The following is a 17,527-nucleotide window of genomic DNA, read 5'->3' as shown; positions in this document are numbered from 1 at the left end:
GCTTAGAGTAAAAAGCGCATGGCGAAAAACGCCACACGCTTTTTTTGAATTCAGGGTTTGATAATAGCCTGACCACGCAACACGTCTAACAATTGCGCAATCAAATTTGTTACCAATTGTTGGCCATCAAGGTGGATTTTCGGCTGCTGCGGCGCCTCGTAAACCGCGTCGATGCCGGTGAAATTGCGCAGCTCGCCAGCGCGCGCTTTCTTATACAATCCCTTCGGATCGCGCGCCTCGCAGATCGCCAACGGCGTATCGACAAACACCTCGATAAAGCGATCGTCGCCGAGCATCTCACGCACCATCTGCCGTTCGGCGCGGTGCGGCGAAATGAATGCGGTCAGCACCACCAGCCCGGCGTCCACCATCAGCTTGGCCACTTCCCCCACCCGGCGAATGTTCTCGCGCCGATCCTCGTCGGAGAAGCCGAGATCGCGGCACAGGCCGTGGCGCACATTATCGCCGTCCAGCAGGTAGGTGCTGACGCCGAGCCCATGCAGCGCCTGCTCCAGCGCGCCGGCGACGGTGGATTTGCCCGAGCCGGACAGCCCGGTAAACCACAGCACCGCGCCGCGATGGCCGTTGCGCGCTTCGCGATCCGCGCGCGTCACCGCGTGCGGATGCCAAACCACATTTTCGTCGTCCGGCCCGGTCGCCCTCAGTTCAACGGCCACCTTATCGGCCACCGAGCAGATCGCGCGCGCCCCAGTGCGGGAAGTGCTTGCGCACCAGCGCATTCAGCTCCAGCTCGAAGGCGCTGAATTCGCCGCGCGCCGCCGATGCGGCCTGCAGCGTTTTACGCACCAGACCGGCGCCAACCGTCACGTTGCTCATGCGATCGATCAAGATCAGCCCGCCGGTGTCGTGATTGCTCTGGTAGCTGTCCAGCACCAGCGGTTCGTCGAAGGTCAGCTCCACCAATCCGATGCCGTTGAGCGGCAACGTGTCGGCCGGATGCTGCGCCAGCGTATTGATCTCCACCTGATGGCGGATGCTCTCCACGCGTGCGCGGGTCTTTTTACCGGCGATCTTGATGTCGTAGCTCTGGCCCGGCACCAGCGGCTGCTCGGCCATCCATACCACGTCTACCAGCGCGCTCTGCGCCGCCTGCAGACTTTCGCCGGCGTCGACCAGCAGATCGCCCCGGCTGATGTCCACTTCATCCTTCAGCACCAGCGTAATCGCTTCGCCCGGCACCGCTTCTTGCAGATCGCCGTCAAAAGTCACGATGCGCGCCACGCTGGACTCCACGCCGGAAGGCAGCACTTTGATGCGTTGCCCCACCCGCACCACGCCGGCGGACAGCGTGCCGGCATAACCGCGAAAATCGAGGTTCGGGCGGTTGACGTACTGCACCGGGAAGCGCAGCGGCTGGTTTTCTCGCTCGCTGACCACGTCAACGCTCTCCAGCACTTCCAGCAGCGTCGGGCCGCTGTACCACGGCATATGGGCGCTTTCGCTCGCCACGTTGTCGCCGTCCAACGCCGACAGCGGCACGAACTTGATGTCCAGATCGCCTGGCAGCTGCTGGGCGAAGGTCAGGTAATCCTGTTTGAACTGCTCGAACACCGCTTCCTGATAGTCCACCAGATCCATTTTGTTTACCGCGACCACCAGATGGCGAATGCCCAGCAAGGTAGCGATAAAGCTGTGGCGGCGAGTCTGATCCAGCACCCCTTTACGCGCGTCGATCAGCAGGATCGCCAGATCGCAGGTAGAGGCACCGGTGGCCATGTTGCGGGTGTACTGCTCATGCCCCGGGGTATCGGCGATGATAAACTTGCGTTTTTCGGTCGAGAAGTAGCGATAGGCCACATCGATGGTGATGCCCTGCTCGCGCTCGGCCTGCAGACCGTCCACCAGCAGCGCCAGATCGAGCTTCTCGCCCTGGGTGCCGATGCGTTTGCTGTCGCTGTGCAGCGTCGACAGCTGATCCTCGTAGATCTGGCGGGTATCGTGCAGCAGGCGACCGATCAGGGTGCTTTTGCCGTCGTCGACGCTGCCGCAGGTCAGAAAGCGCAGCAGGCTCTTGTGCTGCTGCGCGTGCAGATAAGACTCGACGCCGCCCTGGTCAGCGATTTGTTGTGCAATTGCGTTATTCATCCGGCGGCTCCTTAGAAATACCCTTGACGCTTTTTCAGCTCCATCGAGCCGGACTGATCGCGATCGATCATCCGCCCCTGGCGTTCACTGGTGGTGGAGACCAGCATTTCTTCGATGATCTCCGGCAGGGTTTGCGCCTGCGAGTCCACCGCGCCGGTCAGCGGCCAGCACCCCAGGGTGCGGAAACGCACCATGCGCTGGCTGATCACTTCACCCGGCTGCAGATCGATGCGATCGTCGTCCACCATCATCAGCATGCCGTCGCGCTCCACCACCGGGCGCGGTTTCGCCAGATACAGCGGCACGATGTCGATGTTTTCCAGGAAGATATACTGCCAGATATCCAGCTCGGTCCAGTTCGACAGCGGGAAGACGCGGATGCTCTCCCCTTTGTTGATCTGGCCGTTGTAGTTGTGCCACAGCTCCGGCCGCTGGTTTTTCGGATCCCAGCGGTGGAAGCGATCGCGGAACGAATAGATGCGCTCTTTGGCGCGCGATTTCTCCTCGTCGCGCCGCGCACCGCCGAAGGCGGCGTCGAAACCGTACTTGTTCAACGCCTGCTTCAGGCCCTCGGTTTTCATGATGTCGGTATGCTTGGCGCTGCCGTGCACGAACGGGTTGATGCCCATCGCCACCCCTTCAGGGTTTTTATGCACCAGCAGCTCGAAGCCGTACTCCTTCGCGGTGCGATCGCGGAATTCGTACATTTCGCGGAATTTCCAGCCGGTATCGACGTGCAGCAGCGGGAATGGCAGCGTGCCGGGGAAGAACGCCTTACGCGCCAGATGCAGCATCACGGAAGAGTCTTTGCCGATGGAATACAGCATCACCGGGTTGGCGAATTCAGCGGCGACTTCACGGATGATATGGATACTCTCCGCCTCCAATTGCCGCAAATGAGTGAGTCGTTTTTCGTCCATAACAGGTCCTTAAAAGCCTTGCCTATGCCAAATTCACGACGGCCGGGCGCGCGGCCCCTTCCGTCTGCGATTGATGCCCGAACCAGGCGATTTGGTGGTGCAGTTCCACCACTTCGCCGATCACCAGCAGCGCCGGCAACGGCGCCCGTTGGGCCAGATATTCCAGTTGTTCCAGCGTGCCGATCTGCACCTGCTGATCGGCGTGCGTGCCGCGGCTGATCACCGCCACCGGCGTCGCGGCGTCGCGACCGTGGGCGATCAGGCGCTGGCTGATGTCCGCCGCCTTCATGGTGCCCATGTAGATAGCCAGCGTCTGCCGCGCCCGGGCCAGATCGGCCCAGTCCAGGCCATCTCCGTCGGGGCGGCAGTGGCCGGTGATAAAGGTCACGCTCTGCGCGTGGTCGCGGTGCGTCAGCGGAATGCCTGCGTAGGCGGTCGCCCCCGCGGCGGCCGTGACGCCCGGCACCACCTGGAACGGAATGCCGGCGGCGGCGGCCACCTGCAGCTCTTCGCCGCCGCGGCCAAAGATGAACGGATCGCCGCCCTTGAGGCGCACCACGCGTTTGCCCTGCTGCGCCAGCTCCACCAGCAGCCGGTTGGTCTCTTCCTGGATCACCGAGTGCGCGCCGGCGCGCTTGCCCACGCAGATGCGCTCGGCGTCGCGGCGCACCAGATCGAGGATTTCGCCGCTGACCAGATGGTCATACAGCACCACGTCCGCCTGCTGCATCACCTGCAGCCCGCGCAGGGTCAACAGCCCCACGTCGCCCGGCCCGGCGCCCACCAGCGCTATCTCGCCCTGGGCGCCCTCATCGCCTGCGGCGAAGCGGTGTAAATCCTGCTCCAGCTGGCGTTCCGCCTGCGCCGTCTGGCCGTTGGCCACCAGCGTGGCGAAACGGCCGCCGAAGGTGTTTTCCCAGAAACGGCGACGTTCGCCGATCGAAGCCAACCGCTGTTTGACCTGGCCGCGCCAGCGGCCCGCCACCTGCGCCATCTGCCCCAAACTGGCGGGCAGCAACGCCTCCAGCTTTTCGCGCAGCAACCGCGCCAGCACCGGCGCCTGGCCGCTGGACGATACGGCGACCACCAGCGGCGAGCGATCGATGATCGACGGGAAGATGAACGAACAGCGCGGCTGATCGTCCACCACGTTGGCCAGCACCCGGCGTTTATCCGCCTCGGCGAACACCGCGGCGTTCAGCGCATTGTCGTCCGTGGCGGCGATCGCCAGAAACACGTCGTCCAGCTGCTGCGGATCAAAGGTTTTCCCCAGCCAGAGCACCCGCCCTTGCTGACGTTGTTGTTCCAGTTCCGGTGAGAGCGACTGCGCAACTATCCGTATTTCAGCCCCGGCGCGCTGAAGCAGGGAGACTTTGCGCGCCGCCACGTCCCCACCGCCAACGACCAGCACCGGACGTTGTTTCAGGTCGGCGAATATTGGTAGATAGTCCACAACAGCCTTTTCATATAACAGAAAGATAGTGTGACTATACGGGCTGAGATTTAGCCTCTGAAATGACGAAAAGGAATGATTAGTTCCTTTATGGAATATAGGCCGCAGCGCAGGAGGCAAACCATGCTCATCGCGACGGCGATTTGCGCGTTCGCGCGAAAATTAAGAGACAGGGAAATTGTGTAATGCCGCCCGTCGTCTCATACTGGGCGCCGAAGAAAAATGATCGGCAGCGCCGATAGCAAAGAAGGATTTTTCGGTATGTTTTCCCGTTTTTACCTGAAGACCAGCCTGCTGGCCCTCGCACTCGGCGGCGTCTTCAGCGTGTGTGCCGCACAGCCCGTAAAAGACGCGCCAATGGGCCGTTTCGCCGCCGAACAGACCCGCCACATCGCCACTTACTTCCCCGGCCGCATGGCGGGCAGCCCGGCAGAATTGCTCACCGCCGACTATCTCAAGCAGCAGTTCGGCAAGATGGGTTACCAAAGCGATATTCGCAGCGTCAATACGCGCTATCTCTACACCAGCAAAGACGGCAAGAAGAACTGGAATAACGTCACCGCCAGCTCGGTGATCGCCGCCCGCAACGGCAACAGCCCGAAACAGGTCGTGGTCGTCGCCCACTTCGACACCTATACGCCGCAGAGCGACGAGGATCTGGATAACAATCTCGGCGGCCTGACGCTGCAGGGCGTCGACGACAACGCCTCCGGCATCGGCGTAATGCTGGAGCTGGCGGAACGCCTGAAGGATATCCCCACCGCCTACGGCCTGCGCTTCGTCGCCACCAGCGCTGAAGAGATCGGTTCGCTGGGCGCGCAGAACTACCTGCAGCGCATGAGCGCGGAAGAGAAAAGCAACACCGTGCTGGTGATCAACCTCGACAGCCTGATCACCGGCGATCGTCTGTACTTCAACGCCGGGCGCAACACGCCGCCGCAGATAGCGAAGCGCTCCCGCGATCGCGCACTGGATATCGCCCACCGCTACGGCATCGCCGCCGCCACCAACCCAGGCAACGCGCAGCATCCGCAAGGCACCGGCTGCTGTTCCGATCAAGAGGTGTTCGACGCCGCAGGCATCCCGGTATTGTCAGTGGAGGCCACCAACTGGTCGCTGGGCGACAAGGACGGTTACCAGCAGCGCGCCGTCAGCCCGCACTTCCCGCAGGGCATCACCTGGCACCGCCCGCAGTACGACAACCTGCAATATCTGGATCGCTACCTGCCGGGGCGGATCGACAAACGCAGCCGCGACAGCGTGCAGATCCTGCTGCCCTTGATCAAAGAGCTGGCGCAGGCGCACCCGCCGAAAGCGCAGAAGAAAAAGTAGCCCGTAAAAAAACAGGGCCCAGCATTGCTGAGCCCTGTGATGTCATTCGCGTCGTTTAGCCTTCGTGCAGACCGCACTCGCGCTTCAGGCCAAAGAAGCGCGTCTCTTCCTCGCTCATGCCCGGCTCCCACTTTTGGGTGGTGTGGGTATCGCCTACCGACAGGTAGCCCTGCTCCCACAACGGGTGGTAGCTCAGCCCGTGTTCGGTCAAATACTGGTAAATCTTGCGGTTGTCCCAGTCGATGATCGGCAGGATCTTGAACACCCCACGCTGCACCGCCAGCACCGGCAGATTGGCGCGGCTGCCGGACTGTTCGCGCCGCAGGCCGGCGAACCAGCTCTGCGCGCCCAGCGTCTCCAGCGCGCGGTTCATCGGCTCGACCTTGTTGATCTGGTTGTATTTTTCAATGCCTTCCACGCCCTGCTCCCACAGTTTGCCGTAGCGCGCCTCTTGCCAGGCGGGAGACTGTTCGGCGCGGAACACCTGCAGATTCAGCTTCAGCTGGTCGGTCAGTTGATCGATAAAGCGGTAGGTTTCCGGGAACAGGTAACCGGTGTCGGTCAGGATCACCGGGATATCCGGCCGGATGCGCGTCACCAGGTGCAGACATACCGCCGCCTGAATGCCGAAACTGGATGAGAGTACGAACTCGCCGGGCAGATGCTCCAGCGCCCATTCGACGCGCTGTTCGGCGCTGAGGCTCTCCAGCTGGCCGTTGACCACCGCCAATGCCAGCGCCTGCCCGGATTTGGGCAACGCGTTCAGCGCCGCCAGATCGAATTCAGCCATGTTGTCTCTCCTGATACTTGAAATTACCTGTGCGGCCCCTCTGCCCAGGGGCCGCCCGGCCTCACTCCCAGAAATCTCGCGCCGGATCCAGCACCGGTTTGACGATGCCCGCGCGCACGGTGAAGTCGCCGAAACCCTCGCCGGCGTTACGCTCCTTCGCCCAGCGCCCCACCAACAGGTCGATCTCGCTCAGGATCTCGTCTTCGTTGATGTTTTCGCGGTACATGCGCGGAATGCGCGTGCCTTCGCGGTTGCCGCCCAAATGCAGGTTATAGCGGCCGACCGCCTTGCCCACCAGCCCCAGCTCCGCCAGCAGCGCGCGGCCACAGCCGTTCGGGCAGCCGGTGATGCGCAGCACGATATGCTCGTCGTCCACCCCGTGCCGATGCATGATCCCTTCCACCTTGGTGACAAACTGCGGCAGGAAACGCTCGGCCTCCGCCATCGCCAGCGGGCAGGTCGGGAACGACACGCAGGCCATCGAGTTTTTGCGTTGCTCGCTGATCTCGTCGTCGATCAGGCCATGATCGCGCGCCAAGGCTTCGATCTTCGCCTTTTCGCTTTCCGGCACGCCGGCGATGATCACGTTTTGGTTCGCCGTCAGGCGGAAGTCGCCTTTATGGATCTTGGCGATCTCCGCCATACCGGTCTTCAGCGGGCGCCCCGGATAGTCCAGCAGGCGGCCGTTCTCAATAAACAGCGTCAGGTGCCACTGATCGTCGATGCCCTTCACCCAACCGATGCGATCGCCGCGGCCGGTGAATTCATACGGCCGAATCGGCGCGAAGGTGATGCCGGCGCGCTTTTCCACTTCGGCGCGGAAAACGTCCACCCCGACGCGCTCCAGCGTGTATTTGGTTTTGGCGTTCTTGCGATCGGTGCGGTTGCCCCAGTCGCGCTGTGTGGTCACCACCGCTTCAGCCACCGCCAGCGTATGCTCGAGCGGAATGTAGCCGAACTCGCTGGCCTGACGCGCGTAGGTTTTCTTGTTGCCGTGCTCAATGGACAGCCCGCCGCCCACCAGCAGGTTGAAGCCCACCAGCTTGCCGTTTTCGGCGATCGCCACGAAGTTCATGTCGTTGGCGTGCAGATCGACGTCGTTCTGCGGCGGGATCACCACCGTGGTTTTGAATTTGCGCGGCAGGTAGGTCGGCCCCAGAATCGGCTCTTCGTCGGTAGTGGCCACCTTCTCCTGATCCAGCCACACCTCTGCGTAGGCGCGGGTGCGCGGCAGCAGGTGTTCGGAGATCTTCTTCGCCCACTCGTAGGCTTCCTGATGCAGCTCGGACTCCACCGGGTTGGAGGTGCACAGCACATTGCGGTTCACGTCGTTGGCGGTCGCCAGCGCGTCCAGCCCCAGGCGATTCAGCAACTGGTGCACCGGTTTGACGTTGCCTTTCAGGATGCCGTGAAACTGGAACGTCTGGCGGTTGGTGATGCGAATGCTGCCGTACAGCGTGCTCTCCTGCGCGAACTTGTCGATGCCCAGCCACTGCTGCGGGCTGATGACGCCGCCCGGCAGGCGGCAGCGCAGCATCATGGCGTGACGCGGCTCCAGCTTCTGCTCGGCGCGTTCGGCGCGAATGTCACGATCATCCTGCTGGTACATGCCGTGAAAACGGATCAGCAGGAAGTTGTCGCCGTTGAAGCCGCCGGTCAGGCCGTCGTTCAAATCTTCGGCGATGGTGCCGCGCAGGAAGTTGCTCTCCTTCTTCATGCGCTCCGCATCGGCCAGTTTGCCTTCGACCACCAAAGGCCCGGGGTGTTTATCACTCATCAGTAAACATCTCGCTGATAACGGCGCTCAAGGCGCAGCTCACTTAAAAATTCATCCGCCTGCTCGGTATCCATGCCACCGTGCTCGGCCACCAGTTCCAGTAATGTGTGTTCCACGTCTTTCGCCATGCGATTGGCATCGCCGCAGACGTAAATGTGCGCGCCTTCCTGAATCCAGCGCCACACTTCCGCGCCCTGTTCGCGCAGTTTGTCTTGTACGTATATTTTATGTTGCTGGTCGCGGGACCAGGCCAGATCGATGCGGGTCAGCAGGCCGTCTTTCACGTAGCGCTGCCATTCAACCTGGTACAGGAAATCTTCGGTAAAGTGCGGGTTGCCGAAGAACAGCCAGTTTTTGCCGCCGGCGCCGTCGGCGTCGCGCTGCTGCATAAAGGCGCGGAACGGCGCGATGCCGGTGCCCGGGCCGATCATGATCACCGGCGTTTCCGGGTTGGCCGGCAGACGGAAGTTGTCGTTGTGCTCGATAAACACCCGCACGTCGCCGTCCTCCTCCAGGCGGTCCGCCAGGAAACCGGAGGCGCCGCCGCTGCGAGCGCGCCCGTCGATGTCGTAACGCACGACGCCCACGGTGATGTGCACTTCGTTCTCATTTTCCGCCTGTGAAGAGGCGATGGAGTACAGGCGCGGCGTCAGCGGACGCAGCAGCCCGACCAGCTGTTCGGCGCTCAGATCCGCCGGCGCCTGGCGCACCATGTCGACGATCGGCGTGTTGTGCGCATACTGCTGCAGCGCGGCTTTATCCGCCAACAGACCGATCAGCTTTTCGTCGCGCGACAGCGCGGCGTATTTATCGACGATCGGCGTGGTGTTCTGCGTCAGTTCGAAATGGCTGCGCAGCGCCTGCGCCAGCGGCAGGGTTTGCCCTTCCACCTCCACCGGTTCGTCGCCTTTCAGCCACAATAGCTGCACCAATTCGTCCACCAGCGCCGGATCGTTGTCGAACCATACGCCGAGCGCATCGCCAGGCTGGTAGCGCAGGCCCGAATCGCCCAAATCGATCTCAATATGGCGCACGTCTTTATCGGACGCGCGGCCGGTAATTTTCTGCTTGACCGCCAGTTGGGCGGTGAGCGGTTGTTCCTTGCTGTACGGGCTGCTGTCGATCAGGTCGATCGCGCCGCTGGCCAACGCGCCCGGCGCGGCGCTTTCCGCCGGCGCGCGCGCCTTCAGCACCGACACCACCTGTTTGCGCCAGGCGGCGGCCAGTTCCTGATACTCCACGTCGGCATCCACGCGCTCCACCAGGCGCTCGGCGCCCAGTTCGGCCAACTTGGCGTCGAAATCTTTACCGGACTGACAGAAATTCTCATAAGAGGTGTCGCCCAGCCCGAACACCGCAAACGCGGTGTCACTCAGCTTCGGCGCCTTTTTCGAGAACAGGTATTTATGCAGCGCCACCGCTTCTTCCGCCGGCTCGCCTTCCCCTTGCGTGGAGGCGACGATCACCAGCAGGCGCTCTTGCGCTATCTGCTTGAACTTGTAATCGCCGGCGCTGATCAGCGTGGCGTTCAGATTGGCGGCCAGCAAATCGTCGCGCAGCTGCTCCGCCAGGCGGCGCGCATTGCCGGTCTGCGAAGCGGAAATGATGGTGATGCCGGCGGCGGCAGGGGCGGCGGGCGCAATGGCCACGGCTCCTGGCTGTTGATTGACCATGCCCCAAAAATAACCGGACAGCCACGCCAGCTGCGTCGGCGAATAGTCGCCGATCGTCGCCTGCAGGCGTGCCAGCTGTTCGGGCGTCAGCGGGAGCAAAGATGTTGGAGGAGCCTGAGTCGTCATTGCTGTACTTATTTCCTATACTTAGCGCCTTTCCTGCCAGGCGCGCGCCAGTGTCAGTCGCTGTCTCTTCGCTGCGTCGGGCGTGCGGAAAAGATCAGGAGAGTTTGTAAGGTTACCGAGCAGAATAGCAACGATTAAATAAGGGATAGCAATAAATCATAACCAAAATGACTAAGCTGTTTTTCTGGTAAGGGATAACGCTTAAACCGTTAAACAAAGTTTTTTATCCAGATGAAAATAAAGCACTTTTTTTCATCATTTTTTCACCGTTCAACATTTCGGCTCATAACCCCAGCCGATAGGTGCCGCAGACACCAAACAAAAAAAGTGTTAACCGGATGCGTTTGCCGTGGCGGTAGACCATAACGGTATAAATGGCAAGCAGACGCGCTTTCCGGTACTATGCGGCGGTTTTTGAGTCAATGAGGCCGTAATAATGGCAACCACGCTGTTTAAAGATTTTCAGTTTGAAGCCGCACACCGTTTGCCGCATGTGCCGGAGGGCCACAAATGCGGCCGTCTGCATGGGCATTCGTTTATGGTGCGTCTGGAAGTGACCGGTGAAGTGGATCCCCACACCGGTTGGGTGATGGATTTCGCCGAGCTCAAGGCTGTGTTTTCCCCGATCTGGGAGCGGCTGGATCACCATTATCTGAACGATATTCCAGGATTGGAAAATCCCACCAGCGAAGTGCTCGCCGCCTGGATTTGGCAGCAGCTCAAGCCCCAGTTACCGGAACTGACTGCGGTGATGGTGAAAGAGACCTGTACAGCGGGATGCGTATATAAAGGTTGATGCCGTGAGGGTATGTGCAGATACCCTCACACTACCTCGCCTTGCAGATCCAGGCGCCGCGCCGTCCAGGGCCTTTCCGACAGACTCAGCGCCATTCCCCCTCGATAGACAAACGTTTTGCTCTCGCCGTCCTCAATGAACGCCGTCTCGTTTTCCATCGCCCGATAGCCGGCGCCGGTATAGTACTTTTCGCTTACCGCAAACAGTATGGAATACGCGATCCCTTTACTGCGCAAATAGTCATGCGCCTTCACCAGCATGTTTGCGGCCACGCCGCGGCGCCGATGCGTGTGTGCCACGGCCACCAGCCCGATGATGCCGATCACCTCGGCCTCACCGTCAATCAACACCGGCCGCTCATGCACCGCCAGTTGGCCGACGATCGCCTCGCCTTCCGTGGCGGTCACCAGGCAAGCCGGCACCTGCCGCCGATAAAATCCGTCGGTTATCTCGGGGAAAGCGTCGGACAACAACGAACGAATCGACCGCAATTCCGCTTCCGTCACCGCCTCGAATGCACGCGATACAATTTTCACCGTAACTCCCGTCCCGTTCGAAGGCCTGCGGCCAATAAAAAACTCAGGCGATATTCAGATATTTGTGGGTCTGCATCGACAGCCGCCAATTGCGCGCAATGCAGGTTTCGATGCACAGGCGGGTCGCCTCTTCTTTCTGGCTGATCGGCTGCAGCGCGATAATGCGCGCCTTATCGTCCTGCAGCGTCGCCAGCAGCGCATCCAGCGCCTCGATATCGCGCTCGCGCGCCACCGGATGCTTCACCTCGTCGGCGCGCCGCAGCGCCTGATCCAGCACCTTCATGCCGCCGCGCATATTCACCTTGGGCGAAACCGTCACCCAGGTGTTGGCGGAGCAGCGAATTTCGTGGGTGCCGCTGGTTTCAATCTGGCAACGGTAGCCGTGCTGTTCGAACAGCTCGGTCAACGGCGCCAGATCGTAGATGCAGGGTTCACCGCCGGTGATCACCACATGGCGCGCGGTGTAACCTTGTTGGCGCATCACCGCCAACAGCTGCTCGGCGCCGGCATTGCCCCAGGCGTCGCTCTCTTCTGTTTTGACCAGGATCCGTTGCAGGTCGACTTCCCGATGGGCTTCCTTTTCCCAGGTATGTTTGGTGTCGCACCAGCTGCACCCTACCGGGCAGCCCTGCAGGCGGATGAAAATGGCCGGAACGCCGGTGAAAAAGCCTTCGCCCTGCAAGGTTTGGAACATCTCGTTGATCGGGTACTGCATCGGTTTCTCAATCTGGAAAAGTAAAAAGCGATTATCGCAGATTCCGGCCCGGCGACCAAACGGCCAAAATTGTATTAAATTTTATCCTCCGCGCCGCCGTCAGCATATCTCACCGCCAAGGGCGTTCATTTAATTTGTGAACCGGTCTTTGGCCTTTCATCGGCGGTGCAACCTGCTCCACAGAAAACAACACGCAGTTAACAAATAAGATAATTATATTTGACATAAAGCGCCGACGCGCAGATGTATATACAAGCAAACACAAGCCGAGCGCCAGTTTCGGCCACGTTCCATCCATCACGACTACATCTGCGTTTAGAGGGTGCCATGACTCATTCCACCAGCGAGTTAAACATTCAACAGGCCATCGACGACAGCAAGTTTTCGCTGTTTCACTGGACACTGATCATTCTCGGATTTCTGATCCTCGCCATCGACGGTTTCGATACCGCCGCCATGGGCTATATCGCCCCCTCGGTCGCCAAAGACTGGGGCATCGTGAAGCAGGATCTGGGGCCGGTGCTGAGCGCTGCGCTGCTGGGGCTGTCGCTCGGCGCGCTGATCGCCGGGCCGATCTCCGACCGCATCGGCCGCAAGCGCGTGCTGGTGTTTTCCTGCCTGTTCTTCGGCCTGTCGAGCCTGGCCACCGCCTACGCCGGTTCGCTCAACAGCCTGACGCTGTGGCGCTTCCTCACCGGTCTCGGGCTGGGGGCGGCGATGCCCAACGCCATTACCTTGATCTCCGAATACGCGCCGCAGCGCTGCCGTTCGCTGGCGATCAACACCATGTACTGCGGTTTTCCGCTGGGCGCGGCCGGCGGCGGCGCCATTTCATCGTGGCTGATCCCGAACTACGGCTGGCACAGCGTGCTGCTGCTCGGCGCCATCGCGCCGCTGGTATTGACTGTCCTGCTGATCCTGCTGCTGCCGGAGTCGGTTAAATATATGGTTAACCGCGGCCAGGATGCGGCGAAGATCAAGCGCATCGCGCAGCGCTTCGTTAGCCGGAGCCTCGACGGCGTGACGCGTTTTTATCTGTACGAAGAGAAGCTGGCGCAGACCAAGACCAGCGTCGGCCTGCTGTTCAGCCGCCCTTACCTGCTCGGCACGCTGATGCTGTGGCTGACCTACTTTATGGGGCTGGTGATCTACTACGTGTTGCTGAGCTGGATGCCAATCCTGATGCAGGGATTGGGCTATCAGTTGGAGCAATCGGCGATGCTCACCTCGCTGTTCACCTTCGGCGGCACGCTGGGCATCCTGGTGGCCGGCTGGTTGATGGACCGCTGGAATGCGCACAAAGTGGTCTCGAGCGGCTTTGTCGTCACCGCCCTGCTGATCGTGGCGATGGCCACCGAGGATAAACAGATCGTGCTGCTGGGCGCCTTCATCTTCCTGATGGGCGTCACCATGAACGGCGCGCAGTCCGGGCTGCAAACGCTGGCGGCGACCTTCTACCCGACCCACAGCCGCGCCACCGGCATCGCCTGGATGCAGGGCATCGGCCGCTTCGGCGGCGTCGCCGGCACCATGATGGGCGCCCAACTGCTGGCGATGCAGTGGGAAGTGCAGAGCATCCTGATGTTCCTGTGCGTGCCGGCGCTGATCGCCGCCATCGCCACGGTGTGCAAGATGAGCCGCAAGCCGATGCTGCAACCGGCCGCCTGACCTTTGCAAGCCCGCCCACGGCGGGCTTTCTTCCCGCGGTGATAGGGCTTTTTTATCCTCCGCCGTCAACTGTAATCAGACTGTAAAAATATTGTGACTAGCCGCCCAAAAATGAGTCAACTTTAATTCATTTTTGCCGAACAGCTCACTTTTCTCCGGCTTTCCGTACCTGAGACCGGCGATAAAAAATCGCATATCAACCTGATATAAAAAGAAAATAACTTTTTCTTATGCCACTTTTCAGCGGCAACTGGTCAGTGTTGCATATGCTTGTACATACAAGTATATGTTAATAAGCCCTACGCATTGTTATGCCGTGGTACTCATCCCCACCGCGGCATGGAATCTGCACCGATACTGTTTGAGGAAACTGCTGTGACTACAAATAACAAAGTTCGCAATGTCGATGTACGCGCGCCTCGCGGCACACAATTAAACGCAAAAAGCTGGCTGACCGAAGCGCCGTTACGCATGCTGATGAACAACCTCGATCCTGAAGTTGCGGAGAACCCACACGAGCTGGTGGTGTACGGCGGCATCGGCCGCGCCGCGCGCGACTGGGATTGCTACGACAAGATCGTCGAAACCCTGAAAACGCTGGAAGAAGACGAAACCCTGCTGGTGCAGTCCGGCAAACCGGTCGGCGTCTTCAAAACCCACAGCAACGCGCCGCGCGTGCTGATCGCCAACTCCAACCTGGTGCCGCACTGGGCAACCTGGGAACACTTCAACGAGCTGGACGCCAAAGGCCTGGCGATGTACGGCCAGATGACCGCCGGCAGCTGGATCTACATCGGCAGCCAGGGCATCGTTCAGGGCACCTATGAAACCTTCGTCGAAGCGGGCCGCCAGCACTACGACGGCAGCCTGCAGGGGCGCTGGGTGCTGACCGCCGGTCTGGGCGGCATGGGCGGCGCGCAGCCGCTGGCCGCGACGCTGGCGGGCGCCTGCTCGCTGAACATCGAATGTCAGCAGAGCCGCATCGATTTCCGTCTGAAAACCCGCTACGTCGATGAGCAGGCCAAAGATCTGGACGACGCGCTGGCCCGCATCAAGAAATACACCTCAGAAGGCAAAGCCATCTCCATCGCTCTGTGCGGCAACGCGGCGGAAATCCTGCCTGAGCTGGTGCGCCGCGGCGTGCGCCCGGACATGGTCACCGACCAGACCAGCGCCCACGATCCGCTGAACGGCTACCTGCCGAAGGGCTGGAGCTGGGAAGAGTATCGCCAGCGCGCGCAAACCGAGCCAGCCAAAGTGGTCGCCGCCGCCAAGCAATCGATGGCCGATCACGTCAAAGCCATGCTGGCGTTCCAGCAGATGGGCGTGCCGACCTTCGACTACGGCAACAACATTCGCCAGATGGCGAAAGAAACCGGCGTCGACAACGCCTTCGACTTCCCGGGCTTCGTGCCGGCCTACATCCGTCCGCTGTTCTGCCGCGGCATCGGGCCGTTCCGCTGGGCGGCGCTGTCCGGCGATCCGCAGGACATCTACAAAACCGACGCCATGGTGAAAGAGCTGATCCCGGATGACGAGCACCTGCACCGCTGGCTGGACATGGCGCGCGAGCGCATCAGCTTCCAGGGCCTGCCGGCGCGCATCTGCTGGGTTGGCCTCGGCCAGCGCGCCAAGCTGGGCCTGGCGTTCAACGAGATGGTGCGCCGCGGCGAACTGTCCGCTCCGATCGTCATCGGCCGCGACCATCTGGATTCCGGCTCCGTTTCCAGCCCGAACCGTGAAACCGAAGCGATGAAAGACGGCTCCGATGCCGTTTCCGACTGGCCGCTGCTGAACGCGCTGCTGAATACCGCCAGCGGCGCCACCTGGGTTTCCCTGCACCACGGCGGCGGCGTCGGCATGGGCTTCTCCCAACACTCCGGCATGGTGATCGTCTGCGACGGCACCGACGAAGCCGCCGAGCGCATTGCCCGCGTCCTGCACAATGACCCGGCTACCGGGGTCATGCGTCACGCCGACGCCGGTTACGATATCGCTATCGACTGCGCCCGCGAGCAAGGCCTGAACCTGCCGATGGTTGCCGCGACCCAAGGAGAAAAAGCATGAAAGCGCTGACTATTCGCCCAGGCAAACTGACGCTGGCCCAGCTACGCGACGTGTATCAACACCCGGTGACGCTGACGCTGGACGACAACGCCTACGGCCCTATCCAGCAGAGCGTGGCCTGCGTGGAACGCATCGTTGAAGAAAACCGCACCACTTACGGCATCAACACCGGGTTTGGCCTGCTGGCTTCGACCCGCATCGCCCGCGACGATTTGGAAAACCTGCAGCGTTCGATCGTGCTGTCACACGCCGCCGGCGTGGGCGAGCCCACCGACGACAATCTGGTGCGCCTGATCATGGTGCTGAAAATCAACAGCCTGTCTCGCGGCTTCTCCGGCATCCGTCTGGAAGTCATCCAGGCGCTGATCGCGCTGGTCAACGCCGAAGTTTATCCGCATATCCCGCTGAAGGGCTCGGTCGGCGCCTCCGGCGACCTGGCGCCGCTGGCGCACATGAGCCTGGTGCTGCTGGGCGAAGGCCAGGCGCGTCATCAGGGCCAATGGCTGCCGGCGACCGAAGCGCTGGCCAAGGCCGGTCTGAAACCGCTGACGCTGGCGGCGAAAGAGGGCCTGGCGCTGCTGAACGGCACTCAGGTTTCCGCCGCCTTCGCGCTGCGCGGCCTGTTCGACGCGGAAGACCTGTTCGCCGCCGCGACCGTGGCGGGCAGCCTGACGGTGGAAGCGGCGCTGGGCTCCCGCAGCCCGTTCGATGCGCGTATCCATGAGGTGCGCGGCCAGCGCGGCCAGATCGACGCCGCCCTCGCCTACCGCCACCTGCTCGGCGCGCGCAGCGAAGTCTCCGACTCGCACCGCAACTGCGAAAAAGTGCAGGATCCTTACTCCCTGCGCTGCCAGCCGCAGGTGATGGGCGCCTGCCTGACGCAGATCCGCCAGGCCGCCGAGGTGCTGGAAATCGAAGCCAACGCCGTCTCCGATAACCCGCTGGTGTTCGCCGAACAGGGCGACGTGCTGTCCGGCGGCAACTTCCACGCCGAACCGCTAGCGATGGCCGCCGATAACCTGGCGCTGGCGTTTGCCGAAATCGGTTCGCTGTCCGAACGCCGCATCTCGCTGATGATGGACAAACACATGTCGCAACTGCCGCCGTTCCTGGTGGAAAACGGCGGCGTGAACTCCGGCTTCATGATCGCTCAGGTCACCGCCGCGGCGCTGGCCAGCGAAAACAAAGCGCTGGCGCATCCGTCGAGCGTCGACAGCATCCCGACCTCCGCCAACCAGGAAGACCACGTCTCCATGGCGCCGGCCGCCGGTCGCCGCCTGTGGAGCATGGCGGACAACGTGCGCGGCATTCTGGCGGTCGAATGGCTGGCCGCCTGCCAGGGCCTGGATTTCCGCAACGGCCTGAAGACCTCGGAAGGTCTGGAGCAGGCGCGCCGTCTGCTGCGCGAGCATGTCAGTTTCTACGACAAGGATCGTTTCTTCGCCCCCGACATTGAAGCCGCCAGCCAACTCTTGGCGGCCGGTCACCTGACATCGCTGCTGCCTGCGGCGCTGCTGCCTAGCCAGGCATAATCATCACACACTGAATCACGCAGTTTGTTCTGCCCC

At 61.6% G+C, this 17,527-nt stretch carries 14 protein-coding genes; 5 read left to right on the top strand and 9 right to left on the bottom strand.

Annotation, left to right across the window (positions count from 1 at the left end):
• Positions 1 to 50: 50 nt before the first annotated feature.
• Genes cysC through cysG form a run of 4 tightly spaced genes read right to left on the bottom strand, consistent with a single transcriptional unit; the run spans position 51 to position 4,479 of the window.
• Complete coding sequence (gene cysC / locus H7A77_RS13800) at positions 51 to 740, bottom strand: adenylyl-sulfate kinase (protein ID WP_182074319.1); 690 nt, start codon at positions 738 to 740, stop codon at positions 51 to 53.
• Positions 679 to 2,106, bottom strand: coding sequence for a sulfate adenylyltransferase subunit CysN (cysN, locus tag H7A77_RS13795; protein WP_182074318.1), 1,428 nt, complete (start codon positions 2,104 to 2,106; stop codon positions 679 to 681). The genes cysC and cysN overlap by 62 nt, the downstream gene beginning before the upstream one ends.
• 11 nt (positions 2,107 to 2,117) lie before the next feature.
• Complete coding sequence (cysD, locus tag H7A77_RS13790) at positions 2,118 to 3,026, bottom strand: sulfate adenylyltransferase subunit CysD (protein ID WP_033641883.1); 909 nt, start codon at positions 3,024 to 3,026, stop codon at positions 2,118 to 2,120.
• A 22-nt stretch (positions 3,027 to 3,048) separates the two neighbouring features.
• Positions 3,049 to 4,479, bottom strand: coding sequence for a siroheme synthase CysG (gene cysG, locus H7A77_RS13785; RefSeq protein WP_182074317.1), 1,431 nt, complete (start codon positions 4,477 to 4,479; stop codon positions 3,049 to 3,051).
• A gap of 261 nt (positions 4,480 to 4,740) precedes the next feature.
• Here cysG and H7A77_RS13780 point away from each other — a divergent pair, with 261 nt between their 5' ends.
• Entirely contained in the window at positions 4,741 to 5,811 is a 1,071-nt protein-coding gene (locus tag H7A77_RS13780) for an aminopeptidase (protein WP_117188543.1), read from the top strand.
• A gap of 55 nt (positions 5,812 to 5,866) precedes the next feature.
• Here the strand turns inward: H7A77_RS13780 and H7A77_RS13775 are convergent, their stop codons facing one another.
• The 3 genes from H7A77_RS13775 to cysJ form a co-directional block, all read right to left on the bottom strand.
• The gene (locus H7A77_RS13775; protein WP_033641881.1) at positions 5,867 to 6,601 is read right to left on the bottom strand and encodes a phosphoadenylyl-sulfate reductase; all 735 of its coding nucleotides are present in this window, start codon (positions 6,599 to 6,601) and stop codon (positions 5,867 to 5,869) included.
• A 61-nt stretch (positions 6,602 to 6,662) separates the two neighbouring features.
• Positions 6,663 to 8,378, bottom strand: a complete 1,716-nt coding sequence (gene cysI / locus H7A77_RS13770) for an assimilatory sulfite reductase (NADPH) hemoprotein subunit (RefSeq protein WP_182074316.1) — start codon at positions 8,376 to 8,378, stop codon at positions 6,663 to 6,665.
• Positions 8,378 to 10,177 (bottom strand): NADPH-dependent assimilatory sulfite reductase flavoprotein subunit, encoded by a 1,800-nt coding sequence (gene cysJ / locus H7A77_RS13765; protein WP_147880079.1) that lies wholly within the window; start codon positions 10,175 to 10,177, stop codon positions 8,378 to 8,380. Before cysJ ends, cysI begins: the two co-directional genes overlap by 1 nt.
• 436 nt (positions 10,178 to 10,613) lie before the next feature.
• On the opposite strand from cysJ, the gene queD reads away from it, so the two are divergent.
• Positions 10,614 to 10,973, top strand: coding sequence for a 6-carboxytetrahydropterin synthase QueD (queD, locus tag H7A77_RS13760; protein WP_004932638.1), 360 nt, complete (start codon positions 10,614 to 10,616; stop codon positions 10,971 to 10,973).
• 26 nt (positions 10,974 to 10,999) lie between these two features.
• On the opposite strand, the gene H7A77_RS13755 is transcribed toward queD, so the two are convergent.
• Positions 11,000 to 11,509, bottom strand: coding sequence for a GNAT family N-acetyltransferase (locus tag H7A77_RS13755; RefSeq protein ID WP_049866645.1), 510 nt, complete (start codon positions 11,507 to 11,509; stop codon positions 11,000 to 11,002).
• Between the two features lie 43 nt (positions 11,510 to 11,552).
• Positions 11,553 to 12,224, bottom strand: a complete 672-nt coding sequence (gene queE, locus H7A77_RS13750) for a 7-carboxy-7-deazaguanine synthase QueE (protein ID WP_033641878.1) — start codon at positions 12,222 to 12,224, stop codon at positions 11,553 to 11,555.
• 327 nt (positions 12,225 to 12,551) lie between these two features.
• On the opposite strand from queE, the gene H7A77_RS13745 reads away from it, so the two are divergent.
• The 3 genes from H7A77_RS13745 (at position 12,552) to hutH (ending at position 17,491) form a co-directional block, all read left to right on the top strand.
• Entirely contained in the window at positions 12,552 to 13,892 is a 1,341-nt protein-coding gene (locus H7A77_RS13745; RefSeq protein ID WP_182074315.1) for an aromatic acid/H+ symport family MFS transporter, read from the top strand.
• A 375-nt stretch (positions 13,893 to 14,267) separates the two neighbouring features.
• Complete coding sequence (gene hutU, locus H7A77_RS13740; RefSeq protein WP_025159649.1) at positions 14,268 to 15,959, top strand: urocanate hydratase; 1,692 nt, start codon at positions 14,268 to 14,270, stop codon at positions 15,957 to 15,959.
• On the top strand, positions 15,956 to 17,491 hold the full coding sequence (gene hutH, locus H7A77_RS13735) for a histidine ammonia-lyase (RefSeq protein WP_182074314.1): 1,536 nt from the start codon (positions 15,956 to 15,958) through the stop codon (positions 17,489 to 17,491). Before hutU ends, hutH begins: the two co-directional genes overlap by 4 nt.
• Positions 17,492 to 17,527: the final 36 nt, after the last annotated feature.

This window comes from Serratia sp. ME47 (assembly GCF_903970925.1).
GTDB classification, from domain to species: Bacteria; Pseudomonadota; Gammaproteobacteria; order Enterobacterales; family Enterobacteriaceae; genus Serratia; species Serratia ureilytica.
The sequence above is the reverse complement of the archived record's forward strand: the minus strand, read 5'-3'. Positions and strand labels throughout refer to the sequence as shown.